The organism is Pseudomonas sp. GD04019, from assembly GCF_029837695.1.
Taxonomy (GTDB): domain Bacteria; phylum Pseudomonadota; class Gammaproteobacteria; order Pseudomonadales; family Pseudomonadaceae; genus Aquipseudomonas.
This window is the reverse complement of sequence record NZ_JAOEEA010000005.1, coordinates 159577-175253: the sequence shown is the minus strand read 5'-3', so window position 1 is coordinate 175253 and position 15677 is coordinate 159577. Positions and strand designations below refer to the sequence as shown.

Genomic DNA, 15677 nt, shown 5'->3' with positions numbered 1-15677 from the left:
GCTTCAGTCGCCACCTACTAGCTGGGCTGGGCGACCAGTTCTTCCGGTGCGGCAAAGGCATGGCGAAAGCTGAAGGCATGGGCGCTAGCGCCATGCTCACGGAAATGCGCCAGGCGCTCGGCCGCCTCGTCCACGCTCGGCAGATGTCCGGCCGGCACCCACCAGAGCACCATGTGCGCCTGCTCGACCTTGTCGAACCACTCGCGGCGGCGCTTGAGCATCTCGGTATGGGCGGACTTGTAGACATAGTCGCTGAGCGACTGCACATCGGCCCAGACGGACATGTTGACCAGCACCTCGTCGCCGAACGGGCGCAGCGCGGTGGCGTCGCCCGCCTCGTCTTGCAGGCGCCAGACATAGCCGGGCGAGGCCTCGGCCAGGGCGTTGATGCGCTCCAGGTTGTTGACGAAATCGGCCATGCCGGGCGACTCCAGCGGCTCGCGCAGCGTGGCGATGTTGAGCTGGGCCAGGTGGTAACGGGACATCGGAACTCCTTGTAGGACTGCCATCTTCTTTGCATAGCCGCGCGCCAGCGCGCTTGCAAACTGGCGCCGCCGGGCACAACCCGGCGGCGCATACTCCATCAGCGCTTGAGCGGATCGTCCCAGAACGGGCGTTCGCTCTCCTGCATCACATCGGCACGGTTCAGGCCGATGTCCTTGAGCGCCGCATCGTCCAGCATCGCCAGTTGGCGGCGCTGACGCGCCAGCTGATTCCAGCGCTTGAACCGCGACCACCAGGCACCCAGGCTGATGGTTGGCAGTGCCTTCTCGAAGGACACCGACCGAGCGATTACATAACCTTTCTGACCTTTCATCATCACGCCCTCCCTGTGGGGTTGGCGCCAGTTTCGGTTCGCGCTTAAGATCAATCCAACGAATGTTTCTTATGCAAGGCATCTTGGAGATTGATGAATGGCCCACTACCCCAGCATCGACACCGAATTGTTGCGCAGCTTCGTCGCCATCGCCGATAACGGCGGATTCACCCGCGCGGCGGAAGTGGTCAACCGCACCCAGTCCGCCGTCAGCATGCAGATGAAGCGCTTGGAAGACGACGTGGTGCAGCGCTCGCTGTTCGAGCGCGACGGCCGCCAGGTGCGCCTCACGGCCGAGGGCCAGGTGCTGCTGGGCTATGCGCGGCGCATCCTCAAGCTGCATGGCGAAGTGCTCAACACCCTGCGCGAGCCGCACATGGTCGGCGCCGTGCGCATCGGCACGCCGGACGACTACGTGATGCGCTTTTTGCCGGACATCCTCTCGCGCTTCGCCCAGGCCTACCCGCTGGTGCAGGTGGAAGTGCACTGCGAAACCTCCGGCCAGCTGCTGCAACGCCAGGACCTGGACCTGACCATCGTCACCCGCGAGCCAGGCAAGGAGATCGGCCAGCTGCTGCGCCAGGAGCGCTTCGTCTGGGCCGAGGCCCAAGGTTTCACCCCGCACGAGCAGAACCCCATGCCGCTGGCCATGTTCAACGCCGGCTGCTTCTGCCGCGCCTGGGCCTGCAACGCGCTGGATGCTATTGAGCGGCCCTACCGCATCGCCTATACCAGCCCCAGCCTGTCGGCGATCTTCGCCGTGGTCGGCGCCGGTCTGGCCGTCACCGCCCAATTGCGCAGCCTGATCACTCCGGACATGCGCATCCTCGGCGAGGCCGAGGGTCTGCCCACCCTGCCGATGACCAGCATCGTTCTGCTGCGCCATCCGCAGCGCCAGTCGCAGGTCATCGATACCCTGGCCGAGCACATAGTCGAAGGCTTCCGCCTCTGATGCCAACCACCGCAACGAAGGGATTCGCCATGCACCGCCCACTACTCGTCGCCTGCGCCCTGCTGCTGTCGCCCACCTGCCTGGCCGAACCCGCGCCCGGCAGCGCCGAGCGCCTAGAGGGCACCTTCGTCGGCCGCGCCCAGTGGGGCGAACACAGCAGCGCCCTGCTGTTCGACGAGGTGGCGCTGAGCATGGAGAGCGAGTCGATCATCCGCGTCGGCGGCCGTGGCGAGCCCGCGGTGGATAGTGCCATCGAAGGCCTGACGCTGATCTCGCTGGACAGCGCCAGCACTGATGGCAAGCGCCTGCTGGAGCAATGTGGCGAAGGCTGCGAGGTGGACGGCGTGGCCGTGCAGGTGGCGCCCAATGAGTGGCAGTTCGCGAACATCGCCGCCATCCGCCCGCAGGCCGCCGCTCCGGTGGCCACGCTGGACATGGGCAAGGACGATGCACGACGCAAGCCGCTGCTCGACGCCCTGCGCAGCCACGCCCAGGAGGATCTCGACCAGCCTGTGCAGTTCGTCGTCGACACCCTGCGCGAGCGCGACGGCTGGGTCTTTGCCGTGGTTCGTCCGCAGACCAAAGATGGCCAGCCCATCGACTTCAGCCGCACCGTGCATGCCGAACGCCTGGAAGCCGGCATCCTCGACAGCGACACCATCTTCGCCCTACTGCAGCTGCAGGATGGCCAGTGGCAGGTACGCGACTACGTGGTAGGGCCCACCGACGTGGCCTGGGCGGGCTGGGCAACGGACTACCAGGCGCCCGCCGAGCTGTTCGATCTGCCCTGAATCAGCGCAGCGCCAGCAGTACCGCGCAGAGCACCTGCCGATCTGGCTGATCAGCGACTACCTGCCGTGTGGTGAGCTACTGGAGTTCCGCAACCAGCGCTTCGGCCCGATTCCGCCTTGGACCTGGCTTGCAACGCGGCCTAACGCGCAAATAGCGGGCAACAAAAAGCCCGGCACATGGCCGGGCTTTCTGGGTACCGCGGTACAGGGCGTAGGCTTAGGCCGACGGCGCCTGGGTACGGCTCTTGTAGGAACCGTCGCGGGTATCGATCTCGATCCAGTCGTCGATGTTGCAGAAGTCTGCAACCTTGACTTCGGTACCGTTGCTCAGCTTGGCCGGCTTCATGACCTTGCCGGAAGTGTCGCCACGAGCGGAGCCTTCGGTGTAGGCGATCTTGCGCACGATGGTGGTCGGCAGGTCGACGGAGATCACTTTGCCTTCGAAGAACACGGCTTCGCAGACGTCGGTCATGCCTTCTTCGATGAACGGCAGGACGCTTTCCAGATCCTCGGCGCGCAGCTCGTAGGAGTTGTACTCGGTGTCCATGAAGACGTAGTCGTCGCCATTGATGTAGGACAGGGTCACTTCCTTGCGCTCAAGGATGACCGGCTCCATTTTGTCGTCGGCCTTGTAAACGGTCTCGGTCTTGGAGCCGTTGATCAGGTTCTTCAGCTTCATCTTGACGATGGCGCTGTTACGGCCGGACTTGGTGAATTCGGCTTTCTGAATCAGCCACGGGTGGCCGTCGATCAGGGCCACGCTGTTGGGCTTCATTTCTTGTGCGGTTTTCATACGAATATCCGGATTTGAATGGAGATACGAATTTCTAGGCCGCGCATGATAGCCAATTTCGGTGAAACAGCACCAGAGCCGCCGCAAGATCAGGACGAGAGGCCTGTTCCCGGCACCAGTTGTCGGCGTGCTGTTCCAGCGTGGCGGCCTCTAGCTGGACGGCATTCCAGGCCGCGGTCATATCGCCACGGCCGTTCCAGGCATGCCACAACGCCGTTAGCGCGCTCGCCGCGGCCGAAGGCAGGTCCGCACGATAGAGGTCGAGGAAGGCGTCCAGCTTGTCCCAGTGCGCGCCCTCTTCCTGCTGGTAGATATGCCAGAGCAGCGGCCTCCCGGCCCACTGGGCGCGGACGAACGAATCCTCGCCGCGGATGGCATTGAAGTCGCAGCTCCACAGCAACCGGTCGTAGTCCGCCTGGCTGAGGAATGGCAGCAGGTGCACCTGCAGATTGCCGCGCCGCCAGCTGCCACCTTCCTCCAGTTCGCCCACATTCAGCCAGCGCTGCACATCTCCCTCGATGCGTCCGCGCGGCACCAGCAACTGGGTCGGCGTGGCCTGCGTTGCCAGCGCATCCAGCCAGCCGGCCAGCGCCGGGTTCTCATAGGCGAACAGGGAAATCAGCCGCGCATCGGGAAGCAGCGCCACGCCGATCTCGGCGAGAAAGGCACGGCGCGCCTCGGCATCGGCCTGGAAGGCCTGGCGCCGTTCGAGCAGCCCAGCCTCGCGCAGCAGGCCGCCGGTGCCGGCGGTAAAACCGGGGAAGAAGAAGAATTTCTGCAGCCCGCCCGATTGCGGCGACGGCAGGCCATGGCAGCCGGCGACCCAATCCTCGGCGCTGAGGTATTCCAGGTTCAGCCATAGCGGTTTCGCCGGCCGCGCGCCCATGGCCGCGACATAGCTGGCCGGCAGCGTACAGGCGAAGGCCTCGATCACCACGTCGGCCGCCTCCACCGCCGGAAACTCGCCCAGCCAGTGGCAGACTTCCACGCCCTCGACACACTGGCTGGCCAGCGACGCATCGGCCTGCGGGCACAGGCGCAGAAAGGCCGCCGGCTCGTCCACCCACAGACGCACGTCCAGGCCGTGCTCGGCCGCCAGTTGGCGCGCCAGGCGCCAGGTCACGCCGATGTCGCCGTAGTTGTCCACCACGCTGCAGAAGATGTCCCAACGGGCGCCCATGAACTGCTCCACTCAGTTTGCTGCCGCGGATGTTACGCCATGCGCCTCGCGCACCAGGAAATCGATCAGCACCCGCGAGGCCGGCGACAGCTGGCGGTGCGGCGGATAGATGATCGAGAACGGCCGGCTGCGCCCCTCCAGTTCAGGCAGCAGACGCACCAGACGGCCCTGGTCGAGCTTGTCGCGCAGGATGAACTCGTACAGCTGGCAGACGCCCAGCCCGGCCTCGGCCAGCGACACGGTGCCCAGCACATCGTCGGTGACCAGCACCCTGCCCTTGGGCTGCCAGTCCAGCTCGCGACCCTGGTCGAGGAACAGCCAGGGCGCCACCTTGCCGCTGCTGGGCATGACGAACGGCAGGCAGGCATGCTGCGCCAGCTCGTCGAGGTTCGCGGGCGTGCCCGTCCGCGCCAGATACTCCGGCGCTGCCACCAGGCACAGCCGCGCGTCCTCCAGCTTGCGCCCGACCAGGCCGCTGTCCGGCAGGCGGCCGAGGCGGATCGCCAGGTCGTAGCCCTCGGCCACCAGGTCGACATTACGGTTGGCGATGCTCAGCTCCACCTGCACCTGCGGATATTGCCGGGCGAAGCCGGCCAGCAGTGCCGGCAGGCGGAAGTGGCCATAGGTGGTCGGCGCGCTCAGGCGCACCAGGCCGCTGACCTGATGGGCATCGCCCTGGATGCGCCGCTCGGCATCGTCGATCAGGGCAAAGGCGGCGCGGGATTGCTCCAGATAGAGCCGGCCGTCCTCGGTCAGGCTCAGGCGCCGGGTGGTGCGGCGCAGCAGTTGAGTGCCCAGACGCTGTTCGAGACGGGCGATGGCCCGGCTGATCACCGAAGGCGTAGTGCCGAGCGCCACGGCGGCGGCGCTCAGGGTGCCCTTCTCCACCACGCAGAGATAGGCCTCGACATCGCCGAGGTGATCGAAGCGCCGCGCCATTCTTGCCTCCAGAGAACAGATCATTTCCGCGGCGGCGAGTTTATCGCCACAGAGAGCAGCAATACAGTGCGCTCACCCCAGCGCTCAACGGAGCAGAATCATGCAGACCTTCGCCAAGACCATCCTCGCCAGCAGCCTGCTGGCAGCCAGCCTCGGCGCCCAGGCGGCCAATGTGCTGGTCGTGCTGTCCGATGCCGACCACCTGGACCTCAAGGACGGCAAGGTCTACCCCACAGGCTTCTACCTCAATGAACTGATGCAGCCGACCAAGCTGCTGCTAGACGCCGGCCACAGCCTGACCTTCGCCACCCCCAGCGGCCTGGCGCCAACCATGGACGTAACCTCGGACGCTGCCCAGCACTTCGGTGGTGACACCGCCAGCCTGGCCGAACACAAGGCGCTGCTGAGCGAACTGAAGCTGACCGATGCCAATAGCTCGCCGGTAATCAGCCTGGCCCGGGTCGAGCAGATCGGCTACCAGCACTTCGACGCCCTCTACGTGCCCGGCGGCCATGCGCCGATGCAGGACCTGCTGCAGAGCTCGCAGCTGGGCAAGCTGCTGCGCGCCTTCCACGCCGAGGGCAAGACCACCGCGCTGGTCTGCCACGGCCCCATCGCCCTGCTCTCCGCCCTGCCCGATGCGCAGCGCTACGTGCAGGCCCTGGAGCGCGACAATTCGGCCAGGGCCGGGCAGGAATGGATCTACGCTGGCTACAGGATGACCGTGATCAGCAATCAGGAAGAGGAGCAGGCCAAACAGGCGCTCAAGGGTGGCGAGATGAAGTTCTACCCGCAGACCGCCCTGCAGCAGGCCGGCGGCAGCTATAGCAGCAACAGCTCGCCCTGGGCCGCCAACATGGTGATCGACCGCGAGCTGATCACCGGACAGAACCCCGCGTCAGCCCTACAGGTGGGTCAGGCGTTGCTGGAGCGCCTGGAGTAAAGGCCTACGCACCGCGGATTGCCGGGCCCGCATTAAGGGGCTAAGGCTATTCGTCGTAGGGAGGGTACTGCTCTCCCGGCGCGCGCTTGACCACAGTACCGTCACGCTGCGGAATCCGTGCCGGCCACGGCGGGTCGATCTGCGGGTCGCCCAGATCCGGCGAGTCGGGATCGAAGCCCAGTTCGCGCTGTACCTTGCTCTCGCTCAAGTTGCTTTCCCGGCCGGGATAGCCGGGCAGGCCCCGTGCATCGTTCGGCGAATCACGCCGGCCCCATGATGTCAGCAATCCCATCTCGTCTTTCCTCGCAACTGCCAATAAGACTGAGAGGTACGCCGGCCACATTCAGTTCGCCCTATTTCACCGCCGCGGCAACAAGGACCTTCAGGTCGGTTTCACCTCGGCTGGACGAGCCGGTTTCAGCCGCGCCACGCCAAACAGCACCAACGCCAGACCCACCACCTGATACAGCGATATCGACTCGCTCAGTACCAGCCATGAGGCGAAGATCGTCAGCACCGGTCCCAGGTTGCCGATGGCCGCGGTGTGCGCCGCGCCCATGCGCTGCACGGCCAGGGCCATCCAGTAGATCGGCAGGGCGGTGGACAGCACCGCCATCAGCGCTGCGTATAGCCAGATTTCCCCGGACAGGCCCGCCAGCTGCGCCGTATCGCCGGTCACCGCGTAGTGCGCTAGCACCATCAGTGCCGAGGCGCCTCCGGCCAGCCCGGCCAGGCGCATGGAGCCGAGGCGCTGCACCATCACGCCGGTGCCGAAGTAATACAGGGCATAGGTGACGGCGCTGGCAAACACCCAGGCCGCGCCGAGCAGCACCTGCTCGCCGCCGCCCACCGCGCTCACATCATGGAAGAAGGCCACCGCCAAGCCGCAGTAGCAGATGCCCATGGCCAGCAGCATCTGCCGGCTGGGCCGCTGGCGCGTGGCGAGGGCATGGAGCAGCAGCACCAGGGTCGGGTAGGAGAACAGGATCAGCCGCTCGAGGCCGGCGCTGATGTATTCCAGTCCATAGAAGTCGAACAGGCTCGACAGGTAGTAGCCGAGCATGCCGAGCAGCAGGATGCGAAGCACATCCACGCCACCCAGCCGGACGCTCGCCTCACCGCGGCTCAACCATACCAGCCAGAGAAACAGCGGCAGCGCCAGGCCCATGCGCAGGGTCAGCAAGGTGATGGCGTCCACCGGACCCGCCGCATAGGCGAGCTTGACGAAGATCGCCTTGAGGCTGAAGCCGGCGGCAGACAGCACCGCAAACAGCCGGCCATCGTCCAGACCGCGCCGATAGAGGGAAGACAAGGTATTCATGGCAATCCAGGCAGCTAGGCAAGGCTTTATTCTGAAGATAACGCTCTTTGGCTAGAATCGCTTTTTAACGAAGGAAGCCTTCTACAAAGGAGAACGCCCGTGCATTTCGATCTGGCCGATCTGCGCCTGCTGGCGAGCATCGCCGCCACCGGCAGCCTGAGCAAGGCCGCCGCCGCAGTGCCAGTGGCCGTCTCCGCGGCGAGCACGCGCCTGCGCCTGTTCGAGCAACGCTGCGGCCTGACGCTGTTCACCCGCAAGGCCGACGGCATGCGCCTCACCCCGGCGGGCCGGCTGATCCTGGAAGGCGCGCGCAGCGTGCTCAGCGAGGCGGAGAAACTCAAGGAAACGCTCCAGGAGCTCTCCGGCGAACGCCGCATCGCCCTGCGCCTGTCGGCTACCACGGTGGCGAACAGCACCTTTCTGCCTGCCACCCTCGGCCCCTTCCTCGTCGATTACCCGGAAGTCGATCTGCAACTGGTGGAGCAGAGCAGCAGCGAAGTACTGCGCGCCGTGCAGTCGGGCGAGAGCGAGATAGGCGTGTACGACGGCAACCTGTCCACCGGCGGGCTGCTCTCCCTGCCCTTCCGTGACGACAAGCTGGTGATGCTGGTGCCCCGCGACCATGCGTTGGCCGGCCATCAGGTGACCCAGCTGCGCAATGCGCTGGGCTTCGCCTTCGTCTGCCTGCCCGCCGAGCGGGCCATGCAGCGTTTCATCGAGGAGATGGCGAGCAAGTACGCCATGCCGCTGAAAGTGCGGGTACGCGCCCCGAGCTTCGACGCCATCGCGCAGCTGGTGGCCCAGCGCGCCGGCATCGCCCTGCTGCCCGAGGCAGCCGCCGCGCGTTTCGTTCAGGAACTGCCGGTCAGGATCGTCGCGCTGACGGATGCCTGGGCCACGCGGGAACTGCGCATCTGTATCCGGGACTGGGAGACGCTGTCTTCTCACGCACGGCAACTGGCGACCTTTCTATCGAGCCGCTGAGGCCGTCACAGCGCGGCGCGGGCGATACCATTCACAACGAATTCATCTGATCGCAAGTTGCCGAAACAAAAGGGAAATATCGATGGTCTAGCTTTCAGACTCCTCAGCGAAAGGTGAACCATCTTGTCCCGCACGGCCCGTACAACCCGCAAGACCATCGACGTCATCGCCTCCCACAACGAGGACGCCGCCCTGGCCGTGATGCGCGCCGCCGAGCGCATGAGCGACGAACTGCTCAGGCAGCAACTGTTCAAGGTCATCCACCGCCTGAACCAGGACGCCGCCGAACTGCGCCTGCTGCGTGAAACCTTGCCGTTCGAGGAACCCAGACGGGCTTGAGGCAAGCGACCCGAGCCGGCCGACAACTCGCTGGCTCTCGTTGGGCTCTGGAACCCACAGCCCGAAAAGCAAAAAGCCCCGAGAACTTTCGCTCTCGGGGCTTTTCAGGGTCTGGCGGTGAAGGTGGGATTCGAACCCACGATACGGTTTCCCGTATACACACTTTCCAGGCGTGCTCCTTCAACCGCTCGGACACTTCACCGGATCTCGGCGAACCAGTCTGGTCCGTCGAGGCGCGCTAATGTAGCCGAACGTCTTTGCGAATGCAAAATTTTTTTCAGGCGATTCATGTGCTTATGCAGAGCTGCAGGCTTCGCCATCGCCTGCCTCGTAGTAACGGCCTGCATAGATAAGGAAGCCGAGGGAGATGAACAGGCTGAACAGGAACAGCTGCAGCACGCCGGCCGGGCTGTGGCTGGCGGGGCTGATGGCGAACAGGGTCAGGCCTATCAACAGCAACAGCGGGCCGAGACGCAGGACGATGTGGGGCGGACGCATGAAGGGCACTCCTCAGGTTCGCGGCTAACCTAAGTCACTGCTCGGTATAGTAGCCAATTGAGCCTGCCGATGGCGGCGATAGCCCGGCGGCGACGGGCGGATGACCCTCCGGTCAGCCAAAGCGCTTTACCCCTGGCCTCGCGCTGGGTAACGTCAGCGCCACTTTCCGCAACCTGGACTAGGACTTCCGCCATGAGCGACCTGATCAGCTACCATCTCGAAGACGGCATCGCCACCCTGACCCTCAACAACGGCAAGGTGAACGCCATCTCCCCGGACGTGATCGCCGCCTTCAATGCCGCCCTGGATCAGGCCGCGCAGGATCGCGCCGTGGTGATCATCACCGGCCAGCCGGGCATCCTCTCCGGCGGTTACGACCTCAAGGTGATGACCTCCGGCCCGCAGAACGCCGTGGCCCTGGTCACCGCCGGTTCCACCCTGGCCCGTCGCATGCTCAGCCACCCCTTCCCGATCGTCGTCGCCTGTCCGGGCCACGCCATCGCCAAGGGCGCCTTCATCCTGCTGTCGGCCGACTACCGCATCGGCGTTGAAGGCCCGTTCAACATCGGCCTGAACGAAGTGCAGATCGGCATGACCATGCACCACGCAGGCATCGAACTGGCCCGCGACCGCCTGCGCAAGGCCGCCTTCCACCGTTCGGTGATCAATGGCGAGATCTTCGATCCGGCGGGCGCCGTGGACGCCGGCTTCCTCGACAAGGTGGTACCGGCCGAGCAACTGCAGGCCGCAGCCCTGGCCGCCGCTCAGCAGCTGAAGAAGATCAACATGACCGCGCACAAGAACACCAAGCTGAAGGTGCGCAAGGCCCTGCTGGAGACCCTGGACAAGGCCATCGAGCTGGATCAGCAGCACCTGGGCTGATAGCTGTACGCAGCACCGAGAAGCCCGGCCCAGTGCCGGGCTTCTGCTTTCTGGGGAAAAGCCGGCAACGCCGTGGAAACGCCCGGTAATAACCTCTGATCGGCGTCAATTGCCGAAAGTAGTGCACGCCCGTACACTGCGCGCCTTTTTGTCTGCCTGAAGGCTTACCGATGCTTTTCCTCGCGCGCATGTTGTTGATGGGGCTGCACTTCATCATTGCCGGAACCCTTGGCCTGATACTGGGCCTGTGCCGCCCGTTCAACCCGGACAACAGCCGCCTGTGCGCGCGCCTGTATTCCCTGCCCGCCCTGTGCATGCTGCGCCTGCGGGTGAAGACCGAGGTAAGCAGCCTGTTCGGTCAGGATCGTCCCTGCGTGATCGTCGCCAACCACCAGTCCAACTACGACCTCTACGTGCTCGGCCGGGTGGTGCCGCCGCGCACCGTGAGCATCGGCAAGAAAAGCCTGAAGTGGGTGCCGTTCTTCGGCCAACTCTACTGGCTGGCCGGCAACGTGCTGATCGACCGTGGCAACGGCCGCAAGGCCAAGCAGTCCATGCTGCAGACCACCGAGACCCTGCAGAACCGCGACACCTCTATCTGGGTGTTCCCGGAAGGCACGCGCAATCTGGGCAAGGGCCTGCTGCCGTTCAAGAAGGGCGCGTTCCAGATGGCCATCGCCGCTGGCGTGCCGATCATTCCGGTATGCGTCAGCAGCTACGCCGGACGCCTCAAGCTGAACAGCTGGAGCAGCGGCAAGGTGCTGATCAACTCGCTGCCGGCCATCCCCACCCTGGGCCTGACCCTGGATGACCTGCCGCAACTGATGGAGCGCTGCCAGCAGTTGATGCGCGAGTGCATCGAGCAGCTCGACCAGCAACTGGCCAAGGCCTGACCGCCCGCCGCCCATGGGTTAAGCTGCGCCATCGCCACGCAGAGGACAGCCCATGGGTCAGGTCGTTGCCGCCGTCGCTTATCACAAAGGCAAAAAAGTCGCCGATATCGCCCTGAACGAGGGCCGCCAGTGGGCTACCAAGCCCGACCATTTCGTCTGGATCGGGCTGCGCGACCCCGACATCGAGCTGCAGACCCTGCAGGAGCAGTTCAACCTGCACGAGCTGGCGATGGAAGACGCCATCGCCCAGCACACCCGCCCCAAGCTGGAAATCTTCGGCGACGCCCTGTTCATGGTGCTCTACTCGCCGATTCGCCACGGCGAGCGTCTGGAATTCGTCGAGACCCAGATCTTCGCCGGCAAGGGCTACGTGATTAGCGCCCGCTACGGCAACTCCGCGCCCTACTCCACCGTGCGCCAGCGCTGCGAGGCGCGCCCGCTGCTGCTGGAGCATGGTGAAGACTTCGTGCTGTATGCCCTGCTCAGCTTCGTGATCGAGAACTACCGGCCGCTGCTGGACTGCATCCACACCGAGCTGGAAGACATCGAGCAGACGGTACTGAGCCGCCCGCTCACCCAGGGCGACGTGGAGCGCATCCACAGCCTGCGCCGCGACCTGCTGCGCCTGCGTCGCCAGGTGGCGCCGCTGTCGGAGATCTGCCAGGAGCTGCAGCAGCTGGACTTCCCCTTCATCGACAAGCACATGCGCCCGTACTTCCGCGACATCGCGATCCACGTCAATCGCTTGCTGGAAGACCTCACCGGGCTGCGCGAGATGGCCGACCATGCCATCGAGATCGGCCTGCTGCTGGAGTCCTCTCGACAGAGCCTGACCCAGCGCAAGTTCGCCGCCTGGGCGGCGATCCTGGCCTTCCCCACGGCGGTGGCCGGCATCTATGGGATGAACTTCGAGAACATGCCGGAGCTGACCTGGCACTACGGCTACTTCGGCGTGCTCGGCGTCATCGGCCTGGGCTGCGTGGCGCTGTTCGCCAACTTCAAGCGGATGGGCTGGCTCTAGCGGTCGACGCGCCGCCGCCGCTTATCCTCGTACATGCGCTCATCGGCCAGCGCCATCAGGCTATCCAGCGAGGCCTCGGCGCACTCCTCCAGTTCCGCGCAGCCAAGGCTGGCGGACAGGGCGAAGGGCTGCGCTGCGCTGTCGTTGAAAGCATCGATGGCCTGCTGCAAGCGCTGCTGCAGGCATTTGCCGGCATTGCCCAGCGCCACCACGCAGAACTCGTCGCCGCCCATGCGCGCCGCCACATCGGTCTCGCGCAGGGTACGGCGCAGCGTCTCGGCGGCCTGGCGGATCAGCGCATCGCCGGCCTCGTGGCCGAGGCGGTCGTTGACCTGTTTGAGCCCGTCCAGGTCCATGAACATCACCGTACAACCACCGCCGTAGCGGGCCGCGTGCAGCAGGGTCTGCTCGGCCAGCAGATAGAAACCGCGGCGGTTGCACAGGCCAGTGAGCTCGTCGGTCATCGACAGACTGTGGATGCGGTCGTAGGCCTCCTGCAGCTCGCGGGTACGCTCCTCGACGCGCTGTTCGAGGCTGCGATAGAGCTGCACGTTCTCGATGGCGATGGAGGTGGAGTCGGCCAGGGCCTGCAGCAGCTGCACCTCCTCGGCGCAGGGCTGGCGGTGCTCGGCCCAGTAGTTGCCGATGGCGCCAATCGGCTCGCGGGCGCGGATCGGCACCATCACCAGGCTCTTCACGAAGGTCGGCCGGTAAGCGTCGTGGGGGATGCGCGAGTCGACGTAGATATCCGGAATCACCGCCTGCTGGCGGTTGAGCATGGCCCAGCCGCTGATGCAGGTTTCCAGTGGGAAGCGCTTGCCCTTCCACAGCGGTCCCACGGCATCCTCGTCGGCGTAGTGGCAGAACGGGCCGTCGCGCAGCACGAAGGTGGCGCCATCGCAGCCGGTGAGGCGGCGCGCGGCGTGGCGGACGATCTCCTGCACGGTGGCCAGATCACGCGCCAGCGACAGTTCCTGAACCACATGCAGCAGGTGCTGCATGCCCTGCTGGTAACGCTCGCTGCTCCACGGCCGCGCCGTGACGGGCAGCACCGGGGGCTCGCTGCTGATTTCGCTGTACATGGTCCTGTCCGCCGTGGCCTGTGCGCCGCACGATGAAGAACGCGGCCGCACGCGGCAATCGGTAAAGTCGGGTAGTAGGAAGGCTGAATAGCGCGCGACCGGGCGAATGCCGGCGCGCGCAATCAGGAGGGCTTAGGCGCTCTTGCCCTGGGCGACGAAGCGCATCATCCACTCGGCCACGGTGGCGCCCTGGTGGTCATGCACCAGGCTTTCCACGGCCTTGCTGTAAACCGGCTCGCCGATGCACTTCTGGCGGATGTCGAGCAGTGTGCGCGAATAGTCGTGGATGAATTCCGGGTGGCCCTGAAAGCACAGCACCTGGTCCTCGATGCAGTACGCGGCCACCGGGCAGAACTCGCTGGAAGCCAGCAGGGTGGCCTTCTCCGGCAGTGCGGTGACCTGATCCTGGTGGCTGATCAGCAGGGTGAACTGCTCCAGCGCCGGGCTCATCCACTGAGCCTGCTGCTTGATCTCGTAGTGATGGATGCCCACGCCCCAGCCCTGGGTCGCGCGCTCGGCACGCCCGCCCAGCAGCAGGGCCAGCAGTTGGTGGCCGAAGCAGATGCCGAGCAGCTTGTCGCCGGCCTCGTAGCGCTTGAGCAGGTAGGTCTTGAGGGTCTGGATCCACGGGTCACTGCCGAAGGAATCCGCCTTGCTGCCGGTCACCAGGTAGGCGTCGTAGCGCTGCTCGTCCGCCGGGTATTCGCCCTGCACCACGTTGAATACCTCGAAGCTGGCCTCCAGCGGCTGCTGGGCGAACAGGCGCTCGAACATGCGGCCATAGCCCTGGTATTGGTCGATCAGTTCGGGGCGGAGTACATCGGTTTCCAGAATGCAGATGCGCAGTGACATGGAGCGGATTACCTGAGACAGCCGAGGGATTGTGAGGGAGACGTTTAGCGTGCATCGAAGCGTCACCGAAACGCAACAGCGGCGCGGCCCGCAGAGCCATTCAGGCGATGTCCGGCAACCATCACCGACATCGATACCTACCATGCTCAGCCTTCACTTCTGTCGATGGAGCGGCTCGGCAACTATGCAGCCACCGGGTTCACACCCATTCCAGCCAGAGGAGCAACACCATGAGCAGCTTCGCCGCCATCGCCAGCCTGATCGCCGCCTCCGCCTTCCACAGCGTGCCGGCCACTCCCCAACAACCGCAACAGGCCCGGGCCCGCCAGTAAGTCACTGGCGGCAACCATTCTCGGAGGATCAGCCATGTCCATCACCGAAGCCTTCAGCAACACCGCCACCTATGGCGTGACCTACGTCAGCCTGGGTGAATCCGGCCTGCACTTCGAATCCGAAGCGGCCGTGCACCTGGAAGACGGCAGCCTGCTGACCTTGCGCATGCCGACCCGGCAGAGCGAGAAGATGGCGATTCACAGTGTGGTGTGCATGCAGAACGGCTGGTGCCTGGCTGCCTGAGCGAGGCCGCCCGGGCGAGTGACTAACCGCCCAGGCGCCGCGCCACCTCTTCGCCCAAGTGGCGAGCCAGAATGCGCCGCCAGCTGCCGTCCGCATACATGGCCGCGAAAGCCTGCTCCATCTGCAGGCGCAGCAGGTCGGCATCGCGCAGCACCGGACTGCCGGCGATGAAGCTGACATTCGAGCTCACCGGCCGCCCCGCATGCACTGCCCCCTCGCTGTAGCCCAGGCGCCGCCAGAGATAGAGCACGCGCAGGTCGATCTCGTACCAGGTCAGCACCCGGCCGCCGTGCAGCATGCGCGCCGCCTGCTCCGGGTCGGTCACCTCCACCACCGCCTGACCGTCCTTCTTCAGCGCCAGCGCCTCCTGGGCACGCGGCGTGCCACCCATCACCACCAGCGGGCCGGCCTCCAGAGCCTCGGCCAGGCTGTCGAAGCCCTGCTTCGGGCTGGCCAGCACATAGGATGTCGGTAGCACCCCGAGCAGCCAGACGAAGCCTTTCTCGCGCTCGGCCGTGCGCCCGAGGTTGAGCACGATGCCGTGGGGATCGTGAGCCACAGCGACCTGCACGCGCTTCCACGGCACGCTGTGGTAGCGGCACTCACGCTGCAGGCGCTTGCACAGCTCGTCCATCAGGTCGCCGTACAGGCCGCGGTCGTCTGGCTTGTCATCGGCGAACGGCATCTGCCCCTGGCCGATATAGACATTCAGGGGCTCGGCCGCGCCGGCGCGCCCCATGACCAGCAACAGAGTCGCCGCCAGCAGCATCGATGTGATCGTCGAGTTGGTCGTCACGCGCCTCTGCACTCCCCC

At 65.4% G+C, this 15677-nt stretch carries 21 protein-coding genes and 1 tRNA gene; 10 read left to right on the top strand and 12 right to left on the bottom strand.

The window, feature by feature from the left end; all coding sequences use genetic code 11:
* Positions 1–17: 17 nt before the first annotated feature.
* The gene (locus N7607_RS10140) at positions 18–485 is read right to left on the bottom strand and encodes a DUF3291 domain-containing protein (RefSeq protein ID WP_279866323.1); all 468 of its coding nucleotides are present in this window, start codon (positions 483–485) and stop codon (positions 18–20) included.
* A 98-nt stretch (positions 486–583) separates the two neighbouring features.
* On the bottom strand, positions 584–817 hold the full coding sequence (locus tag N7607_RS10135; protein ID WP_279866324.1) for a DUF1127 domain-containing protein: 234 nt from the start codon (positions 815–817) through the stop codon (positions 584–586).
* 97 nt (positions 818–914) lie between these two features.
* On the opposite strand from N7607_RS10135, the gene N7607_RS10130 reads away from it, so the two are divergent.
* Both N7607_RS10130 and N7607_RS10125 read left to right on the top strand, forming a co-directional pair.
* On the top strand, positions 915–1769 hold the full coding sequence (locus N7607_RS10130) for a LysR substrate-binding domain-containing protein (RefSeq protein ID WP_279866326.1): 855 nt from the start codon (positions 915–917) through the stop codon (positions 1767–1769).
* A gap of 29 nt (positions 1770–1798) precedes the next feature.
* Positions 1799–2560: a hypothetical protein gene (locus N7607_RS10125; RefSeq protein ID WP_279866327.1), complete on the top strand. Its 762-nt coding sequence runs from the start codon at positions 1799–1801 to the stop codon at positions 2558–2560.
* Between the two features lie 217 nt (positions 2561–2777).
* Here the strand turns inward: N7607_RS10125 and efp are convergent, their stop codons facing one another.
* The 3 genes from efp to N7607_RS10110 are packed head-to-tail and all read right to left on the bottom strand — an operon-like array spanning position 2778 to position 5472.
* Positions 2778–3353, bottom strand: coding sequence for an elongation factor P (gene efp / locus N7607_RS10120; RefSeq protein ID WP_137971918.1), 576 nt, complete (start codon positions 3351–3353; stop codon positions 2778–2780).
* Positions 3354–3387: 34 nt separating this feature from the next.
* Positions 3388–4533 carry an elongation factor P maturation arginine rhamnosyltransferase EarP gene (gene earP, locus N7607_RS10115; RefSeq protein WP_279866328.1) on the bottom strand — a complete coding sequence of 382 codons (1146 nt, stop codon included), beginning with the start codon at positions 4531–4533 and terminating at the stop codon, positions 3388–3390.
* Positions 4534–4545: 12 nt separating this feature from the next.
* Positions 4546–5472 (bottom strand): LysR family transcriptional regulator, encoded by a 927-nt coding sequence (locus N7607_RS10110; protein WP_279866329.1) that lies wholly within the window; start codon positions 5470–5472, stop codon positions 4546–4548.
* Positions 5473–5572: 100 nt separating this feature from the next.
* On the opposite strand from N7607_RS10110, the gene N7607_RS10105 reads away from it, so the two are divergent.
* Entirely contained in the window at positions 5573–6415 is an 843-nt protein-coding gene (locus N7607_RS10105; RefSeq protein ID WP_279866330.1) for a type 1 glutamine amidotransferase domain-containing protein, read from the top strand.
* 46 nt (positions 6416–6461) lie between these two features.
* On the opposite strand, the gene N7607_RS10100 is transcribed toward N7607_RS10105, so the two are convergent.
* Positions 6462–6707, bottom strand: a complete 246-nt coding sequence (locus tag N7607_RS10100; protein ID WP_347881169.1) for a DUF6021 family protein — start codon at positions 6705–6707, stop codon at positions 6462–6464.
* Positions 6708–6797: 90 nt separating this feature from the next.
* Positions 6798–7736 carry a DMT family transporter gene (locus N7607_RS10095; protein ID WP_279866332.1) on the bottom strand — a complete coding sequence of 313 codons (939 nt, stop codon included), beginning with the start codon at positions 7734–7736 and terminating at the stop codon, positions 6798–6800.
* Between the two features lie 99 nt (positions 7737–7835).
* Here N7607_RS10095 and N7607_RS10090 point away from each other — a divergent pair, with 99 nt between their 5' ends.
* Positions 7836–8720, top strand: a complete 885-nt coding sequence (locus N7607_RS10090; RefSeq protein ID WP_279866333.1) for a LysR substrate-binding domain-containing protein — start codon at positions 7836–7838, stop codon at positions 8718–8720.
* Positions 8721–8843: 123 nt separating this feature from the next.
* A complete protein-coding gene (locus N7607_RS10085) occupies positions 8844–9059 on the top strand; it encodes a hypothetical protein (RefSeq protein WP_279866334.1) in 216 nt (71 codons plus the stop codon).
* A 112-nt stretch (positions 9060–9171) separates the two neighbouring features.
* Here the strand turns inward: N7607_RS10085 and N7607_RS10080 are convergent.
* A tRNA-Ser gene (locus N7607_RS10080) sits at positions 9172–9261 on the bottom strand.
* 92 nt (positions 9262–9353) lie between these two features.
* Positions 9354–9557 carry a hypothetical protein gene (locus N7607_RS10075; RefSeq protein ID WP_279866335.1) on the bottom strand — a complete coding sequence of 68 codons (204 nt, stop codon included), beginning with the start codon at positions 9555–9557 and terminating at the stop codon, positions 9354–9356.
* A 192-nt stretch (positions 9558–9749) separates the two neighbouring features.
* Between N7607_RS10075 and N7607_RS10070 the strand changes: the two genes are divergently transcribed.
* The 3 genes from N7607_RS10070 (at position 9750) to N7607_RS10060 (ending at position 12353) form a co-directional block, all read left to right on the top strand.
* Positions 9750–10439 (top strand): crotonase/enoyl-CoA hydratase family protein, encoded by a 690-nt coding sequence (locus N7607_RS10070; protein WP_279866336.1) that lies wholly within the window; start codon positions 9750–9752, stop codon positions 10437–10439.
* Between the two features lie 170 nt (positions 10440–10609).
* Entirely contained in the window at positions 10610–11332 is a 723-nt protein-coding gene (locus N7607_RS10065; RefSeq protein WP_279866337.1) for a 1-acylglycerol-3-phosphate O-acyltransferase, read from the top strand.
* Between the two features lie 52 nt (positions 11333–11384).
* Entirely contained in the window at positions 11385–12353 is a 969-nt protein-coding gene (locus tag N7607_RS10060; RefSeq protein ID WP_279866338.1) for a magnesium and cobalt transport protein CorA, read from the top strand.
* On the opposite strand, the gene N7607_RS10055 is transcribed toward N7607_RS10060, so the two are convergent.
* A complete protein-coding gene (locus N7607_RS10055; RefSeq protein ID WP_279866339.1) occupies positions 12350–13435 on the bottom strand; it encodes a sensor domain-containing diguanylate cyclase in 1086 nt (361 codons plus the stop codon). The genes N7607_RS10060 and N7607_RS10055 overlap by 4 nt on opposite strands.
* Positions 13436–13567: 132 nt before the next feature.
* The gene (locus N7607_RS10050; RefSeq protein ID WP_279866340.1) at positions 13568–14287 is read right to left on the bottom strand and encodes an amidotransferase; all 720 of its coding nucleotides are present in this window, start codon (positions 14285–14287) and stop codon (positions 13568–13570) included.
* Between the two features lie 230 nt (positions 14288–14517).
* On the opposite strand from N7607_RS10050, the gene N7607_RS10045 reads away from it, so the two are divergent.
* Both N7607_RS10045 and ptrC read left to right on the top strand, forming a co-directional pair.
* On the top strand, positions 14518–14619 hold the full coding sequence (locus N7607_RS10045; protein ID WP_279866341.1) for a PA2485 family small membrane protein: 102 nt from the start codon (positions 14518–14520) through the stop codon (positions 14617–14619).
* A gap of 34 nt (positions 14620–14653) precedes the next feature.
* On the top strand, positions 14654–14863 hold the full coding sequence (ptrC, locus tag N7607_RS10040) for a type III secretion system co-regulatory protein PtrC (protein WP_279866342.1): 210 nt from the start codon (positions 14654–14656) through the stop codon (positions 14861–14863).
* A gap of 22 nt (positions 14864–14885) precedes the next feature.
* Here the strand turns inward: ptrC and N7607_RS10035 are convergent, their stop codons facing one another.
* Entirely contained in the window at positions 14886–15659 is a 774-nt protein-coding gene (locus tag N7607_RS10035) for a transporter substrate-binding domain-containing protein (RefSeq protein WP_279866343.1), read from the bottom strand.
* Positions 15660–15677: the final 18 nt, after the last annotated feature.